At 45.0% G+C, this 17,731-nt stretch carries 14 protein-coding genes; 4 read left to right on the forward strand and 10 right to left on the reverse strand.

The annotated features are described in order from the left end of the window. Nucleotides 1-237 precede the first annotated feature (237 nt). Nucleotides 238-1,113, reverse strand: coding sequence for a helix-turn-helix domain-containing protein (locus EKG38_RS11855; RefSeq protein WP_126520455.1), 876 nt, complete (start codon nt 1,111-1,113; stop codon nt 238-240). Between the two features lie 212 nt (nt 1,114-1,325). On the opposite strand from EKG38_RS11855, the gene yfbR reads away from it, so the two are divergent. Then, nucleotides 1,326-1,913, forward strand: coding sequence for a 5'-deoxynucleotidase (gene yfbR / locus EKG38_RS11860; protein ID WP_126520456.1), 588 nt, complete (start codon nt 1,326-1,328; stop codon nt 1,911-1,913). A gap of 21 nt (nt 1,914-1,934) precedes the next feature. After that, nucleotides 1,935-3,269: an anti-phage deoxyguanosine triphosphatase gene (locus EKG38_RS11865; protein WP_126520457.1), complete on the forward strand. Its 1,335-nt coding sequence runs from the start codon at nt 1,935-1,937 to the stop codon at nt 3,267-3,269. 69 nt (nt 3,270-3,338) lie between these two features. Here the strand turns inward: EKG38_RS11865 and EKG38_RS11870 are convergent, their stop codons facing one another. The 3 genes from EKG38_RS11870 to EKG38_RS11880 form a co-directional block, all read right to left on the reverse strand. After that, nucleotides 3,339-4,028, reverse strand: a complete 690-nt coding sequence (locus EKG38_RS11870; RefSeq protein WP_126520458.1) for a class I SAM-dependent methyltransferase — start codon at nt 4,026-4,028, stop codon at nt 3,339-3,341. 91 nt (nt 4,029-4,119) lie between these two features. After that, nucleotides 4,120-4,524, reverse strand: coding sequence for a CBS domain-containing protein (locus EKG38_RS11875; RefSeq protein WP_126520459.1), 405 nt, complete (start codon nt 4,522-4,524; stop codon nt 4,120-4,122). A gap of 225 nt (nt 4,525-4,749) precedes the next feature. Beyond that, nucleotides 4,750-5,382, reverse strand: a complete 633-nt coding sequence (locus EKG38_RS11880) for a YchE family NAAT transporter (protein ID WP_126520460.1) — start codon at nt 5,380-5,382, stop codon at nt 4,750-4,752. 334 nt (nt 5,383-5,716) lie between these two features. Here EKG38_RS11880 and adhE point away from each other — a divergent pair, with 334 nt between their 5' ends. Further along, complete coding sequence (gene adhE / locus EKG38_RS11885; protein ID WP_126520461.1) at nt 5,717-8,317, forward strand: bifunctional acetaldehyde-CoA/alcohol dehydrogenase; 2,601 nt, start codon at nt 5,717-5,719, stop codon at nt 8,315-8,317. A gap of 94 nt (nt 8,318-8,411) precedes the next feature. On the opposite strand, the gene EKG38_RS11890 is transcribed toward adhE, so the two are convergent. The 3 genes from EKG38_RS11890 to EKG38_RS11905 all read right to left on the reverse strand — a co-directional run bounded on the left by EKG38_RS11890 (nt 8,412) and on the right by EKG38_RS11905 (nt 13,028). Next, on the reverse strand, nt 8,412-9,206 hold the full coding sequence (locus EKG38_RS11890; RefSeq protein WP_126520462.1) for an alpha/beta fold hydrolase: 795 nt from the start codon (nt 9,204-9,206) through the stop codon (nt 8,412-8,414). 277 nt (nt 9,207-9,483) lie between these two features. Then, nucleotides 9,484-11,658 carry a malate synthase G gene (locus EKG38_RS11895; protein ID WP_126520463.1) on the reverse strand — a complete coding sequence of 725 codons (2,175 nt, stop codon included), beginning with the start codon at nt 11,656-11,658 and terminating at the stop codon, nt 9,484-9,486. 425 nt (nt 11,659-12,083) lie between these two features. Continuing rightward, nucleotides 12,084-13,028: a LysR family transcriptional regulator gene (locus tag EKG38_RS11905; protein ID WP_126520464.1), complete on the reverse strand. Its 945-nt coding sequence runs from the start codon at nt 13,026-13,028 to the stop codon at nt 12,084-12,086. A 116-nt stretch (nt 13,029-13,144) separates the two neighbouring features. On the opposite strand from EKG38_RS11905, the gene EKG38_RS11910 reads away from it, so the two are divergent. Next, entirely contained in the window at nt 13,145-14,728 is a 1,584-nt protein-coding gene (locus EKG38_RS11910; protein WP_126520465.1) for an isocitrate lyase, read from the forward strand. A gap of 106 nt (nt 14,729-14,834) precedes the next feature. On the opposite strand, the gene yjjG is transcribed toward EKG38_RS11910, so the two are convergent. The 3 genes from yjjG to EKG38_RS11925 form a co-directional block, all read right to left on the reverse strand. After that, complete coding sequence (gene yjjG / locus EKG38_RS11915) at nt 14,835-15,509, reverse strand: pyrimidine 5'-nucleotidase (RefSeq protein WP_126520466.1); 675 nt, start codon at nt 15,507-15,509, stop codon at nt 14,835-14,837. A gap of 238 nt (nt 15,510-15,747) precedes the next feature. Continuing rightward, a complete protein-coding gene (locus tag EKG38_RS11920; protein WP_126520467.1) occupies nt 15,748-16,296 on the reverse strand; it encodes a GDYXXLXY domain-containing protein in 549 nt (182 codons plus the stop codon). Continuing rightward, complete coding sequence (locus EKG38_RS11925) at nt 16,293-17,621, reverse strand: DUF2157 domain-containing protein (RefSeq protein ID WP_126520468.1); 1,329 nt, start codon at nt 17,619-17,621, stop codon at nt 16,293-16,295. The genes EKG38_RS11920 and EKG38_RS11925 overlap by 4 nt, the downstream gene beginning before the upstream one ends. Nucleotides 17,622-17,731 lie beyond the last annotated feature (110 nt).

The following is a 17,731-nucleotide window of genomic DNA, read 5'->3' on the forward strand; positions in this document are numbered from 1 at the left end:
GCTACCTAGTCTAGCTTTATAAACATCTTTACGTCATTCCTAAAAAGAGACTTTTATTTCTCATTTAATAACATTTAGCTGAATGGTTGATTTTAGATAAAGAAGCTCAGAGTGCAGCCTACTTTAAACACAAAGTTCAACGGCATATGGGGTCAACAAGTAACATATATCTCAGAAGAACAGTCTAACTACTAAAAGGTAGCCTGGCCATCGACAAGATGAAAAAAATATTTACGGCTACAAGACGCACCGCCTAAACTCTAACGGTGACATATTATATTCACGCTGAAAAATATCATAAAATCGGCTAACGGAACCAAACCCAGCCTCTAAAGCGATAGTTAATACCGGATCCTCGGTGTCGACTAACAGAGCCTGAGCATGCTGTAAGCGCAGCTGATTAATATATTGTTTAATTGAAACTCTCATGACACGATTAAATAACTTCATCGCATAGTTTTTATGTAACCCCGTGGAGTTAGCAACATCTGCAATAGTGATCTTCTGATCATAGTTGTCAGCAATATAACGCAGCATGGTTTGTATATGGGTCAAACCGCTCAAGGTCGGTGTCTGACTGTCTTTACACGCCTTATTTGCTAACTCATAGGTGCTGTAATTTTCCAGCGACATACGCCGGATCCGACCACGAATTTCATTGATAACCTGTACCGTCATCATGTGATTATTTATCGACAAATCCTTTTCCCAGATCTGGGTGATCTGTTCATCACAGGCATATAAGCTATCGGAAACTAATACCTCACCATGTAAAAGCTGACTGACAAATTCATTGGGCAGCTTCCAGGTTAAGAAAGCCTGCAAAGGAACATAGACGTTAACCAGCTCGCCCTCGCCATGTGTTGCGGTCATCTGGTGTGGAAAGGAGGCCCAAAACAGTAGCATACGCCCCTCTGGTACACTTATCTTCTTACCGTTAAACAGATAATCAGCTGAGCAGTTAAATAGATAGTTAATCTCTATGTGCCCATGCCAATGGCTATGGGGCATCACCTTGGGTTGTAGCCTTCTGAAGCCAAACTTATGCTCCATCCCCTGGGTTTCAAGAGGGCTGCTGTCACTGAAGGCAATTTTTTGAACCCAATCCAACATAGCCGTAATCCACCTAAAAGTTAAGTCGAAGCTAGATTATCTATTCGATCTGAAGAAACCAAGGGATAATAATTCATTTCCCTGGATACAGACATAGGTAGCCAGCTCTAAACCTGTAGACGACTCGTAGCAAACGACAATTATTTGCCTCTATCAAGGAGGCTTGTGCTAATGTAACTTGATGTAGTCATTGTATTAAGTAGCAAAATAGCATGAGTCACTTATTCGCCCATCTCGCTCGCATGAAATTAATTCAACGCTGGCCATTAATGTACAATGTTAGAAGTGAAAATGTACAAGAACACTCCTTGCAGGTGGCTATGGTTGCACATGCCCTAGCCATAATCAGCAATCAAAAATTTGGAACGCAACTTAGTCCGGACCGAGCCGCTACCGTCGCCATCTTTCACGACGCCAGTGAAATCTTAACGGGGGATCTACCGACCCCGGTTAAATATTTCAATAAAGAGATAGAGGCCGAGTATAAAAAAATCGAGGCCATAGCAGAACACAGACTACTAGAGATGGTGCCCGAGGAGTTTAAGAGTGATTACCAGCCGCTGTTATCCAGTGAATATGCCGATAGTGAATATAAACAGCTGGTAAAATCCGCCGATACCCTTTGTGCATTCCTTAAATGTTTAGAAGAACATAGAGCCGGGAATAATGAGTTTAATACTGCCAGGAAGCGGCTCGAGCAGTCGTTAGAACAGGATCCAAACCCGGCAGTAAAATATTTCATCGACTGTTTCATTCCCAGCTTTAAACTAAACCTGGATGACATTAACAGACTACTTTAACTCGCGAAAATAAGGTTATCGATGACAGAGTCCCTATGGCACGAAAGGCGTCTGATTGAAGAGAAGAAAAGACGCAACGACCATCGCAGTCCCTATCAAAGGGATCGAGCGCGGATCCTTCACTCCGCGGCATTCAGACGTTTGCAGGCTAAGACACAAGTGCTGGGTGTAGGCATGAACGACTTCTATCGCACCCGACTCACACACTCATTAGAAGTGTCTCAAATAGGAACCGGCATTCGTGCTCAGCTAAAGCAGAAACGGCCGGAATTTGATCACCTGTTTGATTCAATGAGTTTAATTGAATCTATTTGCCTCGCCCACGATATCGGACATCCGCCATTTGGCCATGGCGGAGAAGTTGCACTCAACTATATGATGCGCGATCACGGCGGCTTCGAAGGTAATGGGCAAACATTCAGAATACTCACAGGTCTGGAACCCTACACCGAATACTATGGTATGAACCTGTGCAGGCGTACCCTATTGGGGATCTTAAAATACCCAGCTCCTTACTCAAAGTTATTTCGCACTTCCGGTAACAAACCTGTCAACAACATCAGGCAGCTTAAACCTTCAGAGTGGACACCTGTGAAGGGGATTTTCGATGATGATAGTGAGATCCTCGATTGGGTGCTCGAGCCGTTAAACGGACCGGACCGGGAAAGATTTTTATCTCACCGTGATCTCGGTGCCAATAAACACCTGCGTACCCAATTTAAATCATTAGATTGCTCTGTGATGGAGCTTGCCGATGACATCGCTTATGCCGTACATGATCTCGAAGATGCTATTGTCATGGGCATTGTCACACCATCTCAATGGCAGCAGGATGTGGCGTCGAAACTCACGTTGAGTCATGATGCATGGATTAAAGAGGAGTTTACCAACATAGGGCAGAATCTGTTCTCTCATCAGCACCACCTCAGAAAAGATGCTATCGGCACTTTGGTCAATGGATTTGTTACCGCCATCGATATCGTTGAAGACAGAGCCTTTACCGACCCCCTTTTACGTTTCAATGCGGGCCTCGATACCAGTTTCTCTGAAGCATTAGAGGTGTTGAAACAGTTTGTCTATAAATATGTGATCAGAAAGCCTGAGATCCAGATGCTCGAATACAAGGGACAACAGATTGTGATGGAGCTGTTTGAGGCATTTGAGTCAGATCCGGAGCGATTACTGCCAACCCATACCCAGGAGCGATGGCGGGAGAGTCACACCAAAGGGCTAAACAGCCATCGAGTTATCGCCGATTACATCTCTGGCATGACAGATGAATTTGCCGCCAGACTTCATCAGCACCTCTTCAGTCCTAAGGCGGGTTCTATGATAGAGCTTAATGGAGAGCTATAGACTTTTGAGCGAGCGTTCCGGGAGTGACGATAAAAGCCTTAAGTCTCTATAGTTCCGGATAGAGAGTCGTTACTCCAAAGGCGCCCGGGGTTTGGGCCGGGCAAGAATAACTTCCGATGGGAACAACATCTGCTGGATATATTCCCGCGTCTCGACTTTAAAGCCCGAAGCTATGAGCTCATCGGTTAACGTGACTCCTCTACAACCGCCCATCAATTTTGGCGATATGCGGTATACCAACTCATACACTCGGCTGAGCCGAGATTCTCCTTGAGTCATATTCACTAAAATCAGTCGTCCATCATGTTTCAATACCCTTTTAAACTCATTGAGAATAATGGGCATATCTTTAAAGGCAATCAGGTCGAACATGTAGTTATTCATAAGAATATCGATACTATGACTCTCTACATTAAGATTAAATGCATTACCTGTTTCGAGGAGATAAGTCGCGTTTTCAACTTTCTTGAGTCTAGCCTTTGCCTTCTCAAGCATGCCGGGAGAGATGTCTACGCCGATGTTTGTTCCATTGAGATTTTGTTTTACAAGCTCTGAAAAGGTTAAACCCGTCCCGACCGCGACCTCGAGGACAGCACTACCATCACCGACGTTGGCCAACTCGAGTGCCCTGTTTCTGGCATTCGTTTCTGTCAGTGCGCCCCAGATATCATAAACGGGTGCAAGTTTATCGTATACCGCAATGATCTTATGTTGAGGCACACAGGCATCTTGTCCCTGAGTTACACGGCGACGAAACATAATGAACGCCTCCCAAAGTTTCTGGCAGTGATTTAAAGAGATAGTTTAAGTATCAACCGAGACGGAAAATCTGCAAGTATTCAGTGTGGAGTTAATCTGTTTCTTGTAGCTCCGCAATTTTCAGCAAAAACTCACCAATAAAATCGATCGATGAAACTATCCCTCTAATGGCATCATCCTCGACAACTAAAAGGTGATGAATATTATGAGCAACCATGAGTTGGGCAGCCTCTTTAATGGAAGTCCCCGTTCCGACTTCGATAATTTTATGAGTGCAGATTTCCCATGCCCGCTCAATTTTGGCGTCTTTATTACTCGCATGGAAGTGAACAATATCCGTAGAACTGACGATCCCAAAACATCTGCCCGTAGCATCGACAACCGGAACGCATGACAGATGATGAAAGTGTAATATCTTCTCAACACTTTCGATGCTTGCATCAACGTCCACTGTGATCACACACGCTTGCATTAAGGTTGAGATCATTTTGTCCATAATTACCTTCCCTGTATTGAATGAAACTGCTGACGCAGGAGTTACAAAGCGACCTATTAATATTATGACTTTTAAAGAGAGTTATCAATTAAAGAGAGGTATCGATAAGTTGATGACAATTAATAGCAATTGTTCTTACCCATTATTCAATCTACTAAATAAAACGCGCATAAAAAAACGCACATAAAAGTGCGTTTATATGGATGGGTCTACATCGTGTGGTAGCTAACCCAGCAAGTTTGGAAACATGCCCTTGAAACCTGCGGCAATCACTTCGATTCCGATGGATAACATTAATAGTCCCATCAAACGTGTGATCACGTTAATTCCCGTTTTTCCTAAAACCTTATAGATCAATGGTGCCATTCTAAAGAGTACAAAACTCGTTAATCCAAACAAGACCACAGTCAAAGACATGCCGATAAGGTTAATGAAAGTGTCATGCTCTGCGGCCGACACTATCACCGAACTGATCGCACCGGGGCCTGCCATTAACGGCAGCGCCAAAGGAACCACTGCGACAGATTCCATCCCCGACGCTTCTCGGCCTTCCTCTTCATTGCGTTTCACTTCACCTAACTTCCCCTGAAGCATGGACATAGCAATGATGGCTATCAAAGAACCACCCGCAATGCGAAATGCAGAGAGTGAGATACTAAACATATTCAAAATATGTTGTCCCGCCACAATCGTCACTAACAGTATGACGACCACCGCAAAATTCGCCACCTTACCGGTATGGTTACGCTCAGCTTCAGTCTGATGACTGGTTAAGCTGACAAAAACCGGTAACAAGCCAACGGGATTAATGATTGCCACTAATCCAAGAAAAAATTTAACATAAAGTGTTAAATCCAAGTACTTACCCTCTACTTATAACTACAATAATCTGTGTAGCTATATTATTATTTAGACCATTACGAAGAGCGCTACTCTACCCTATGATTGCTTATGGGAAAAATGAGTTTTTATAATTCATTTCACATTTTCAGATAAAAAAAATTAATCAACAAACTCTGTTATTGCCGTTAAAACGCGCAAACAAGTTATTAACATCGTTATTTTATTACATATACAGCCGGATTTGTGGTTATGATCACGGTTAACATTGGCATTTGGGTGTAATTTTTCTCCAAGGAGATGATTTAGCCAAATCACCAAGTTTTGCTAAATTTTTTTCGAGGAACGTATTATGACTGTGACAAATGAACAAGAACTCGATCTTCTTGTACAACGTGTAGCAGATGCTCAGGCCGAATATGCAAATTTCAGTCAGGAGCAAGTAGATAAAATCTTTCGAGCTGCAGCTCTCGCCGCAGCGGATGCCAGGATCTCATTAGCCAAGATGGCTGCGAATGAAACAGGCATGGGTGTGATTGAAGATAAAGTGATTAAGAATCACTTTGCATCTGAATACATCTACAACAAATACAAAGATGAGAAGACATGTGGGGTTTTAGATGAAGATCCGACATTCGGCACCATTACGATAGCGGAACCTGTCGGTATTATTTGTGGCATCGTACCAACCACAAACCCGACTTCTACTGCCATTTTTAAAGCACTTATCAGTCTTAAAACTCGTAACGGTATTATTTTCTCACCACACCCTCGCGCTAAAGAATCCACGACTACAGCCGCAAGATTAGTGTTAAATGCCGCTATTGCAGCCGGCGCACCTAAAGATATTATCGGTTGGATCGACAAGCCTAGTGTTGCCCTATCAAATCAGTTGATGACCCACGACAAGATTAACCTTATCTTGGCGACCGGCGGTCCGGGAATGGTTAAAGCGGCCTACTCTTCAGGAAAACCGGCAATCGGTGTTGGCGCAGGTAATACGCCAATTGTCATCGATGAAACCGCAGATATTAAACGTGCTGTCAGCTCAATCTTAATGTCGAAAACATTCGACAACGGCGTGGTCTGTGCCTCTGAGCAAGCCGTCGTAATTGTCGATGAGATATACGATGCCGTTAAGGAACGTTTTGCTACACATGGCGGCTATATCTTATCTAAAGATGAGACCGCTGCGATGCAAAGTGTCATCTTAAAAAATGGTGGCCTCAATGCCGATATCGTCGGACAAAGCGCAGTAACCATAGCCGCGATGGCCGATATCGAAGTTCCGAGCTGGACTAAGGTACTGATTGGTGAAGTGGAAGATGTTTCTGAAGCTGAAGCATTTGCTCATGAAAAACTATCACCATTATTAGGTATGTATCGAGTTAAAGACTTCGAAGCGGCCATGGATAAAGCCGAAGCGCTGGTTACATTGGGTGGTATTGGTCATACATCGGGTCTGTACACCAACCAAGATACACAAACAGATCGCGTGATGACATTTGGTTTCCGCATGAAGACTGCGCGAATATTGATTAACACACCGGCATCACAGGGTGGTATTGGCGATCTTTATAACTTTAAGCTAGCGCCTTCACTTACGCTGGGTTGTGGTTCTTGGGGGGGTAACTCTATCTCTGAAAACGTGGGTCCAAGTCACTTAATCAATAAGAAAATGGTCGCTAAGAGGGCTGAAAATATGTTGTGGCACAAGCTACCGTCTTCAATTTACTTCCGTCGTGGTAGCCTGCCTATTGCACTCGAAGAGTTGAGTGATAAAAAACGCGCCCTTATCGTTACTGATAAATACCTATTTAATAATGGTTACTGTGATGAGACGATTAAGATCCTAAAGTCTCAAGGTCTCGAAACCGAAATCTTCTACGAAGTGGAAGCCGATCCAACCTTAGCAATTGTCAATCAGGGCGCTAAGATGGCCCAGAGCTTCCAACCCGATGTGATTATCGCTCTTGGCGGTGGTTCTCCAATGGATGCAGCCAAAATCATCTGGGTGATGTATGAGCATCCCGATGTAGATTTTGCCGACTTGGCATTGCGCTTCATGGATATTCGTAAGCGTATCTATAAGTTCCCTAAACTGGGTGTTAAGGCGCAGATGGTCGCCATTCCTACGACTTCAGGTACTGGTTCAGAAGTGACACCTTTCGCGGTTGTCACCGATGAAAAAACCGGCATGAAGTATCCTATTGCCGATTATCAGCTAACACCTAATATGGCGATTGTGGATCCGAACCTTGTCATGGACATGCCAAAATCCTTAACCGCTTTTGGTGGTATCGATGCGGTGACCCATGCACTCGAAGCCTATGTTAGCGTGATGGCCAACGAATACAGCGATGGCCAGGCGCTTCAAGCCTTGGACCTACTATTTAAGCATCTTCCAGATTCTTATAATCTCGGTGCAGCAGCCCCTATTGCACGCGAGAAAGTACACAACGGTGCAACTATTGCGGGTATCGCTTTTGCTAACGCTTTCTTGGGAATTTGTCACTCGATGGCCCATAAGTTAGGCGCCGAGTTCCACCTTGCACATGGTTTAGCCAATGCTTTATTGATTAATAATGTGATCCGTTTCAACGCAACTGACATGCCGACTAAACAAGCGGCCTTCAGTCAGTATGACCGTCCTAAGGCACTTTGCCGTTACGCGAAGATTGCTGAATATTTAAATCTAAGTGGAACGACCGATGAAGAAAAAGTTGAAGCACTCATTGAAGAGATCGATCAACTCAAGAAGACGATTGGCATTCCGGCTTCGATCCGAGAAGCAGGAGTCAACGAAGCCGACTTCCTTGCAAAGCTCGACGAGCTAGCTGAAGATGCATTCGATGACCAATGTACAGGGGCTAACCCAAGATATCCGCTCATCGAAGAGCTAAAGCAGGTATTACTTGCAAGCTTCTATGGTACAGCTTACAGCGACAAATAAACTCACTGGACAATTAACTCACTGAGTAAGATTTGACATAATTAAAAGCCAGTTACCTTAAGTAACTGGCTTTTTTCTACTCTACGTAGTGAGTCTAATCTTTCTTCCCCAGCCAATCTAACATGATGTTGTTGAACCGTTCTGGCGCCTCAATCATTACCCAATGCCTTGTTTGAAAGGGCTCCACCCTATTTCGCTTATCAGAGGCTATCTTTTCTACCCAAGGTGTTGAGTGGAACATGCCGGGTTTATTTTCACCGTACATGAAGAGCAGTGGGCAGGTGATCTCCAGAGGAAGATGATCCAGAGAGCGACCTGTTAACACATGACTCCACTTCCAATAATAGGAATAGGTCATCGATGAGGTGATAGATTCGGCCTCTCCGGGCGCATGAAGCAATTTAGCCATCTTGCGAGTCATGGCATCACCCAGTTTTCCGCCAATTTTCCATGCCGCTGCCAACCACATCTGGTAACCAAACATAAAGGCTTTCACTTTGGCCGACAATACATGCTCTTTAGAGCCCGCGTCACCGATATCCACTCCAATGATTTTAGTGACTTTTTCACGATAGTTCATGTAGAACTGGTAACCAAAGAAACACCCCCAGTCATGGAGCATCAATGTCACAGGCTTTCCATTGCCAACAGTGTCGACAATGGTATTGATCAACTGCACAATCTCTTTCAGATCGTACGCCCGTCTGGGTTTGCTTTTGTCGTAACCGGGCAAGGTAAATCTAACGCAACGATATCTGTCTTTGAGGACTTCAACTTGCTTATCCCAAACTCGGTAGGTATCCGGCCAGCCGTGAACCATCACTATGGTTTCATCACCCATACCCTCAACGTAAACATCCACATCTCCAACCTGTAATATCTCAGTCATACCAGCTCCGTTATTATTAACGTTTCGAAAAAACTAATTTCAAGCAAAACAGCTTTAGAGTAAAAGCTCTAATTATTTTCAGAGTAAAAGGAATGTTACAACAAAGCAATATATAGATAAGGAAAGACTGCATTTTTGTGAGAAGTACGACAGCGAACGATGGAAAATCAGAGATGCAGGAAGACTCTTTAATAACAAAATGCCCCAACTGAATGTTGGGGCGGTATTGAAAATCTTATGCTCTGAATGAAGCTAACCTTTTAACGATTGAGACAGTTTATGCCTGTTGGCGAGACTTGGCCTCGATGCGATAGGCATGCAGCAGGGGCTCAGTATATCCTGATGGTTGCTCTTTACCTTTAAAAATCAGATCACAAGCCGCTTTGAAAGCGATACCGTTAAATTCAGGTGCCATATTGAGGTACTGACTGTCGGCTTCATTTTGTTTATCGACAACCCTCGCCATCTTATGCATTGAAGCAATTACCAGCTCTTCAGTGCAGATACCATGTTCGAGCCAATTGGCGATATGTTGAGAAGATATCCTTAACGTTGCCCTGTCTTCCATCAAACCGACATCGTTAATGTCCGGTACTTTCGAACACCCTACCCCTTGGTCGATCCATCGCACCACGTAACCTAAAATTCCCTGAGCGTTATTGTCGAGTTCACGCTGGATCTGTTCATGAGTCAGTTCTGCCGGGTTCTCAAGCAGCGGAATCGTCAATATATCATCCAGACTAGCCCGCTCACGTTGGGCAAGTATCTGTTGGCGATCCTGTACATTGATCTGATGGTAGTGCAAAGAGTGTAAGGTTGCGCCATTGGGAGACGGTACCCATGCCGTATTTGCACCGGCCGTTGGATGAGCCACTTTTTGAGCTAACATCGCAGCCATCTCATCTGGCATCGCCCACATCCCCTTTCCTATCTGCGCTTTTCCTGGCAATCCGCAGGCCAAACCAATATCGACATTCCAATCTTCGTAGGCATTAATCCAGGCTTGCTGCTTCATCTGAGTCTTGGGCACGAAAGGTCCTGCATACATAGAGGTATGTATTTCATCCCCGGTTCGGTCAAGAAAACCGGTATTGATGAACACGACCCTATCTTGTGCGACACGAATACACTCTTTAAGATTGACCGTGGTTCTGCGCTCTTCATCCATAATACCCAACTTAATGGTGTCACGGGATAACTTGAGCGCATCTTCAATTCTAGTAAACAGCTCACAGGTAAACTCGACCTCTTCGGGGCCGTGCATCTTGGGCTTAACGATATTCACAGATCCAGAACGGCTATTCGATCGCTTGTTATTGTTACCTTTTAGATCATGCATAGCGGCGAGCACGCTCACCATACCGTCTAAGATCCCTTCAGGGATCTCGTTACCCTCTTTGTCTAAAATCGCATTATTTGTCATTAAATGGCCGACATTACGAATAAACAACAAGCTTCTGCCCGGTAGACTCAGGTTTCTCCCCTCGGTGTCTTTATAGTGGCGATCCTCGTTTAATTCACGAGTGAAGGTCTTGCCACTTTTATTCACCTCTGTTGACAGGGTGCCTTGCATAAGACCAAGCCAATTACGGTATATTTCACACTTGTCTTCGGCATCGACGGCAGCCACGGAGTCTTCACAATCCATAATAGTAGTGACGGCAGCTTCGACGAGAAGATCTTTGACATTGGCTTTATCAGTTTTACCAATAGGATGCTCGCCATCTATCTGTATCTCTACATGTAGGGCGTTATTTTTCAATAGGATCGCTGTTGGTGACTTCTCATCTCCCCGGTAACCAATAAACTTTTCCGGCTCTCGTAAGCGAGTATCGCAACCATCAGAAAGAGTGATTAACAGGCTTGCACCATCGACCTGATAATGAACGGCTTCACTGTGACTCCCAACAGCTAACGGGGCCAATGTATCTAAGTGTTGTTTAGCGAAAGCGACAACTTTTGCACCGCGAACAGGATTATAGTGTGGAGTTATTTCTGCGCCGCCATCGAAGCTAATCGCATCGGTACCATACAGGGCATCATATAAGCTGCCCCATCGAGCATTGGCAGCATTTAAGGCAAATCGCGCGTTTTTAACCGGCACCACTAACTGAGGACCCGCTTGCTCGGCTATCTCGATATCCACATTTTCTGTCGACACCAAAAAATCTTCACCTTCAGGAACAAGGTAACCAATCTTAGTCAAGAATGCCTTATAAGCATCAGGTTCATGTTTTTTATGGGTTAAATGCCATTGATCGATTTGTTGCTGTAATTCATCACGTTTTTCGAGAAGTGCTCGGTTCTTGGGCCCAAGGTCATCGACTATAGCTTCCAACTTAGTCCAGAATCTGTCTGAGTCGATCCCTGTTCCCGGAATGATCTGTTCATTGATCAATTCATAGAGCACTGGGGCCACTTGCAGATTGCCTACTTGAATTCGTGATGTCATATCGCATCCCTTCTGTTAATTAACTGATGTCAGCTTGATAGCGACTCTTCTATTATTCGAACCTGTTGCTCATTAACCTTTGCTATTCATACCAAAGTACCGATGGTTGTATAAGCAAATATGGAAAATAAGACAATTATGAGTCTATATCACCCTATTAGCATATATATAATTTATCGTAATTATTATTGGCATTCATACAAATTATAATACTCAAAATCATATCAGAACCTGTCGATGATACGTGCGGTTTAGGTAATTAACTCTCGCATCCACCTTAAAACCTGTCGATGATGCGTGCTGTTTCGGTGATCAGTTCGCGCATCCATTTGTGAGCAGGGTTATGTTGGAGTAACGGACTCCATGCCATCGTCAACTCGACTCGAACGGTGGAATATCGAATGGAAGCCGGGAACCGCACCGCATTAAAACCTGTCTATGATGCGTGCGGTTTCGGTAATAAGCTCTCGCATCCATCTGTGAGCTGGGTTGTGTTGAAGTAACGGACTCCATGCCATTGTCAATTCGATGGGAGGTATATCGAAAGGTGGAGGAACGATACTTACCCTACTGTTATCTTGTTGCAGTCTCGCCATCTTACTGGGGACTGTCGCTATCAGGTCTTGACGTTCTGCCAATGAACTCGCCGCTTGATAGTGTCGGGTAAATACGGTGATCCTGCGTTTAGCATTTAGCTTAGCCAGCGCTTCATCGACCCAGCCCAAGCGCTGAACATCATCGGGATCCATACCGACACCAACCCCCATCCCGGTTTTACTTACCCAAACATGGTGCGCATCCAGATAGCTTTCAAGATTAAAGTTTTTCAGTACCGGATGTTTTTTGTTGATTAAGCAGCTGAATGTGTCTTTCCACAGTACTTTTTGGTGAAAAGATTGCGGGATACTGTCGAAACGGTTGATCACCATATCCACTCTCCCCTGCTCAACATCGGGAAAGTTAACATCGCTGGGTGTCATGATGTCAAGGATCACCTTTGGCGCTTCATTACGTAATCTGGCAATGAGAAGTGGGATCAGGGTGGCTTCGGCGTAATCGGAGGCCATCATTCTGAACACCTTCTCACTTTCATAAGGGTTGAACTTAGCTTTGGGTTGTACCGCCTTCTCCAGGCCCACCAGCAGCTCGCGGATCTCAGGTTTTAGCTCCGATGCCCGCTCGGTCGGTGTCATACCTTTGCTGGTTCTGATTAACAGGGGATCATCAAATAGAACACGTAACCTTTTCAGGCCGTTACTCATCGCTGGTTGGCTGATACCTAGCTGATCTGCAGCCCTGGTAACATTTAATTCACGAAGTAAAACATCAAAATAAACCAATAAATTCAGGTCAATACGAGACATATTCATAAAATAAATACCGAAGATAATAACTATAAATTAGACTAATTTAACACAATATTACTATTATTCTTAACGGAAGCAATCAATCGTTGTTAATCATTTTTTGTAGGAAGGGACTTACCATGTCAAATTACAGAGCAGATATCGATACAGCAACAACCTTATTAGAGAAAGAAGGTAGTGCCTGGAATGCAATCAACCCTGAATCAGTAGCCCGTATGCGAGCTCAGAACCAATTTAAGACAGGTTTGGATATTGCCAAGTATACCGCTAAAATAATGCGTGAAGACATGGCTAACTATGATACAGACAGCTCACAGTACACTCAGTCACTGGGTTGCTGGCACGGGTTTATCGGCCAACAGAAGATGATTGCGATTAAGAAGCATCTTTTAACGACTAAACGCCGTTACCTGTACCTGTCAGGTTGGATGGTTGCAGCACTGCGTAGCGACTTCGGTCCATTGCCGGATCAGTCTATGCACGAAAAAACGTCTGTCGCCAGCCTTATCGCCGAGTTATACACCTTCCTTCGTCAGGCCGATGCCCGTGAATTAGGTGGACTATTTCGCGAACTAGATAAAGCCGAGGGTGCAGACAAAGCCGCCGTACAAGACAAGATTGATAACTTCGAAACGCACGTAGTACCGATTATCGCCGACATCGACGCCGGTTTTGGTAATGAAGAAGCCACCTACTTGATGGCAAAACAGATGATTGAAGCGGGTGCCTGTTGTATCCAGCTTGAAAACCAGGTATCGGATGTGAAGCAGTGCGGACACCAGGACGGTAAAGTCACGGTGCCACATATTGAGTTTCTTGCCAAGATCAATGCTGTACGTTACGCATTCCTTGAGCTTGGCATCGACGATGGTGTCATTGTTGCCCGTACCGACTCATTGGGTGCAGGTCTGACACAGAAGATTGCTGTAACCGCTGAACCTGGCGATCTGGGCGACCAATACAACTCATTCCTTGAAGTTGAAGAGGTATCGACCGATAACCTACTCAATGGGGATGTGGTATTTAAACGCGGTGACAAACTCGTTAAGCCATCACGCCTTCCAAACGGCCTGTTTAAGTTCAGAGCAGGTACGGGTGAAGAGCGTTGCGTTCTTGACTGTATCACCAGCTTACAAAACGGTGCAGATCTATTGTGGATTGAAACAGAGAAGCCTCATGTTGCCCAAATTGGCGCAATGGTAAACGCTATCCGTGAAACCGTACCGAATGCCAAGCTGGTTTATAACAACTCACCTTCGTTTAACTGGACGCTTAATTTCCGTCAGCAGATCTTCGACTCAATGGCAGAAGCGGGTAAGGATGTATCGGGTTACGATCGTGCTCAATTGATGAGTATCGATTATGACGAGACAGAGCTTGCGATAGAAGCCGATGAGAAGATCCGTACCTTCCAAGCTGATGCGGCGCGTGAAGCGGGTATCTTCCACCACCTGATCACACTACCGACATACCATACTGCGGCCTTGTCTACAGATAACCTGGCTAAAGAGTACTTCGGTGACCAAGGTATGCTGGGTTATGTCGCCGGCGTACAGCGCAAGGAGATCCGTCAGGGCATCGCTTGTGTTAAACACCAGAATATGGCGGGTTCAGATATGGGTGACGATCACAAAGGGTACTTCTCTGGAGATCAGGCACTGAAAGCATCGGGTAAAGACAACACAATGAACCAGTTTGGTTAATCAAATTTGATTAATACCATTTCCTTCTAGCTTCCCACTAGAGCCAAGCCAGAGTAGCAATACTCTGGCTTTTTTTATTACAATAATACGGATTGTTAAAGCGCTATTAAGCCACTAAGATCTGCTGTAACTCATGCAGCGAGGTCACTTCAAAGTGAGGCTCTATCCCCTTCGGTCTCGGTGCATTGTGGCTGTTCAACCAACAGGTATGCAATCCGGCATTTAGCCCGCCTTGAATGTCAGAGTGAGGGTTATCACCCACCATTAAGACTTTGTCTCTGTCAGGGTTTTCCATGCGCTTCAATGCGTGTTCGAAAATCCCGACATCGGGTTTAGCTATTCCGACTTGCTCAGATATCACGACATGCTCAAATGCACCAAGCAACCCCGTCTTTTCTAATCTGACGGTCTGAAGCTCAGTAAAGCCGTTAGTGATGATGCCAAGGTTTGCCTTACCACTTAATATTTCTATTAACTCTTTTGCGCCAGGCAGCAGAGCACAAATTTCGGCCATTGCCGATAAAAAGGCGCTGTTAAGATGACTTGCGGTTACACTTAACTTTTCTGCCCAGTGGGTAAACCTTTGTTGCTGAAGTTGCGCCGCAGAGATAACACCATTTTGGTAATCGACCCAGAGTGGCTGGTTAACGAGTTGATAGGCATCAAAATCGACACGGGTAAAACTCACGCCAAAACGGCTAAACATCAATTTCAGGCCTTCGAAAGCATCGAAATGAAACAAGGTTTCATCGGCGTCGAAGAGGATCCAATCATATTTCATTGATAATATTCTATTATGTCTGCTTGATAGGGAAAGAGGCTTCTACTTAGTGCGGCGGCAGGTTAAACATGCCGCCAGCATAGGGATACTCTCGTTAGATGCGGGAGTTTATTTTATAAGCCGAACAATTACCATAAAACTCTTTCTGAGTAATTCTGGTCCTGAGTGATTCTGGAACTCGCCCTGATCACCACTGTCGTAATTTGTTCAAATTCACTTCCCAACGAAACAAAGGTTGTCAGCACGCCTCTCCCAGACATTTAAACCCCACCGCACGAGCCTTACCGTTAGGGGCGACAAATACCCGAACCTGTGCCTGACCGCCCATCTCATTTTGGACTTTCAAGGCTTTCTCTTTGGGCATAAAAAATGCCTCAATGCCATACTCAGCCCGAACTGTACCAGAGTCGATTCTGCGTACTCGTCCTCGAATATAGGTTCCCTGGTGAGGCTTAGCGGTATTGAGCTTATCGAACTGCCAAATACCATGACTTTCAACCAGGCTAACGTAGATCAGACTCCCTATTTTATACTCTGTTTGGGGCTCAGTCGGGATGCGGTTAATCTCATAGTTCAAACGCACAAAATTTCCCCGAAACAGACTGCGCGGGTCGACGGGCTCAGTCTTTAAGATGATCTCTTCACCTGTCCATATTGGCAGTACAGAGCCCAGGTATTCGACACATAAAACAGCCAGTTGAAAAAAAAGAGTTAAAATAAGCCCAATTTGTATCGTTCGCTTACCGGGCTTCTTATGCAGCCAATCAGGCATTGTCATGGTATTCATTCGCTACCCTCCCCCTGTTTTAAGGCGATAAGGGTGACATGATGCTTCCAGTATTTTGCCGCGGCCATCAAGATACCCGCAGCAACGAGAAACAGCACAGCACCACCTATGTAATCACCAATGAGATCGAAATAGCGAATAAATGCCGTCAGTAACAGGACGACAACGCCGGTATAGAAATAGTGGGTTTCTGATTGATCGATCCCTCTTCGTATCAGGAGGATCCCCATTAAGAGCAGCATCAAGTTGGTCGCGATGGCTGCGATAAATTCCATATGGCTAAACCCGCTCACCAGATAAAATGAGAACGCCAGATAGCCAGTCAGCATCAATGCCGGCATTGATGCATATCGACCACTTGCGCGAGATAGCCCAAAAGCAAGCATACCCGACACTATGATGAAGATAACACTCATCACGGACAACCAACTCTGCTCTCTCGGGTACTCTTCCCATACGCCTTCGAAGCTGAATACTAATAAGGTAATAATGGCCGCCCTGAGTAACCAGATGTGTACCACCAGCCCGTACTCTCGCCAGTCACTCTTATTTGCACGCATTAGCCACCAGGCAACCCCATTTATAATAAGTCCCAGGCCTAAAGAAAATGGTAATTGCTCTGCAACGGGATCGAAGTGATAGCCACTCCCCATGATCCATGCCAAACCTAAATTTATCCAGACAAGTAAACCCACAACACAAGCCAGGAACAGCAAACGAGAACGTGCCTGAAACAGGGTTAACCAAAGTGTCACTAATATAAATATCGGATAAAGCGTCGGGAAAAAGTCTTCCCCCGATTCGACCACTAGCCAGATACTGGCCAAGCTCAAGGACAACAGCGCCAAAAGTCGACTCTGAGTAAACACCACCAAGGGCAATATACCCAATGCCCACCAGAATATGCCATCGGGGAAGTGCTCACCCAGATGATAGATCTGTGCGATGAGCATGATGCTGGCACCATAACTCATGCCGCCAAAGAGTAACCAGATGATGCCGGCTCGACTTCGCTTCGATAAAAATAGTTTAATTCCGACGGCGTTGGTCACCAGGGTTAATAGCAGTAGACTTCCCGTACGAATGCTTCTTGGGATCTCATCCCAATTGTGTGAAACGATCAGTATCAGCGCTAAACCAATAAACAAAACCCCCAATGACATCAGCAAGTAATAACCGAAGGAATTCTTATCCGTGTCATCGTTGATACTTGTGCCATAGCGAGCCAATATCGAATTTGCCTGCTGCTCCGACACAAGCTCGTCACGCACCCAGATACGAGCTTCGTGAGACAACTCCTTTTTGAAAAGCTGGATCAATCGCATTCCCTGTCCTTATTCGCTACCGTCAACCTGAGTTGTAATTTAAGAATGATGAGACTCGACTTAAGCCGAAATATTCTAGTCTCAACTTAAGCGCTAAAAACAGAAAAGGC

Origin of the sequence: Shewanella canadensis (genome assembly GCF_003966225.1) — a bacterium.
GTDB lineage: Bacteria > Pseudomonadota > Gammaproteobacteria > Enterobacterales > Shewanellaceae > Shewanella > Shewanella canadensis.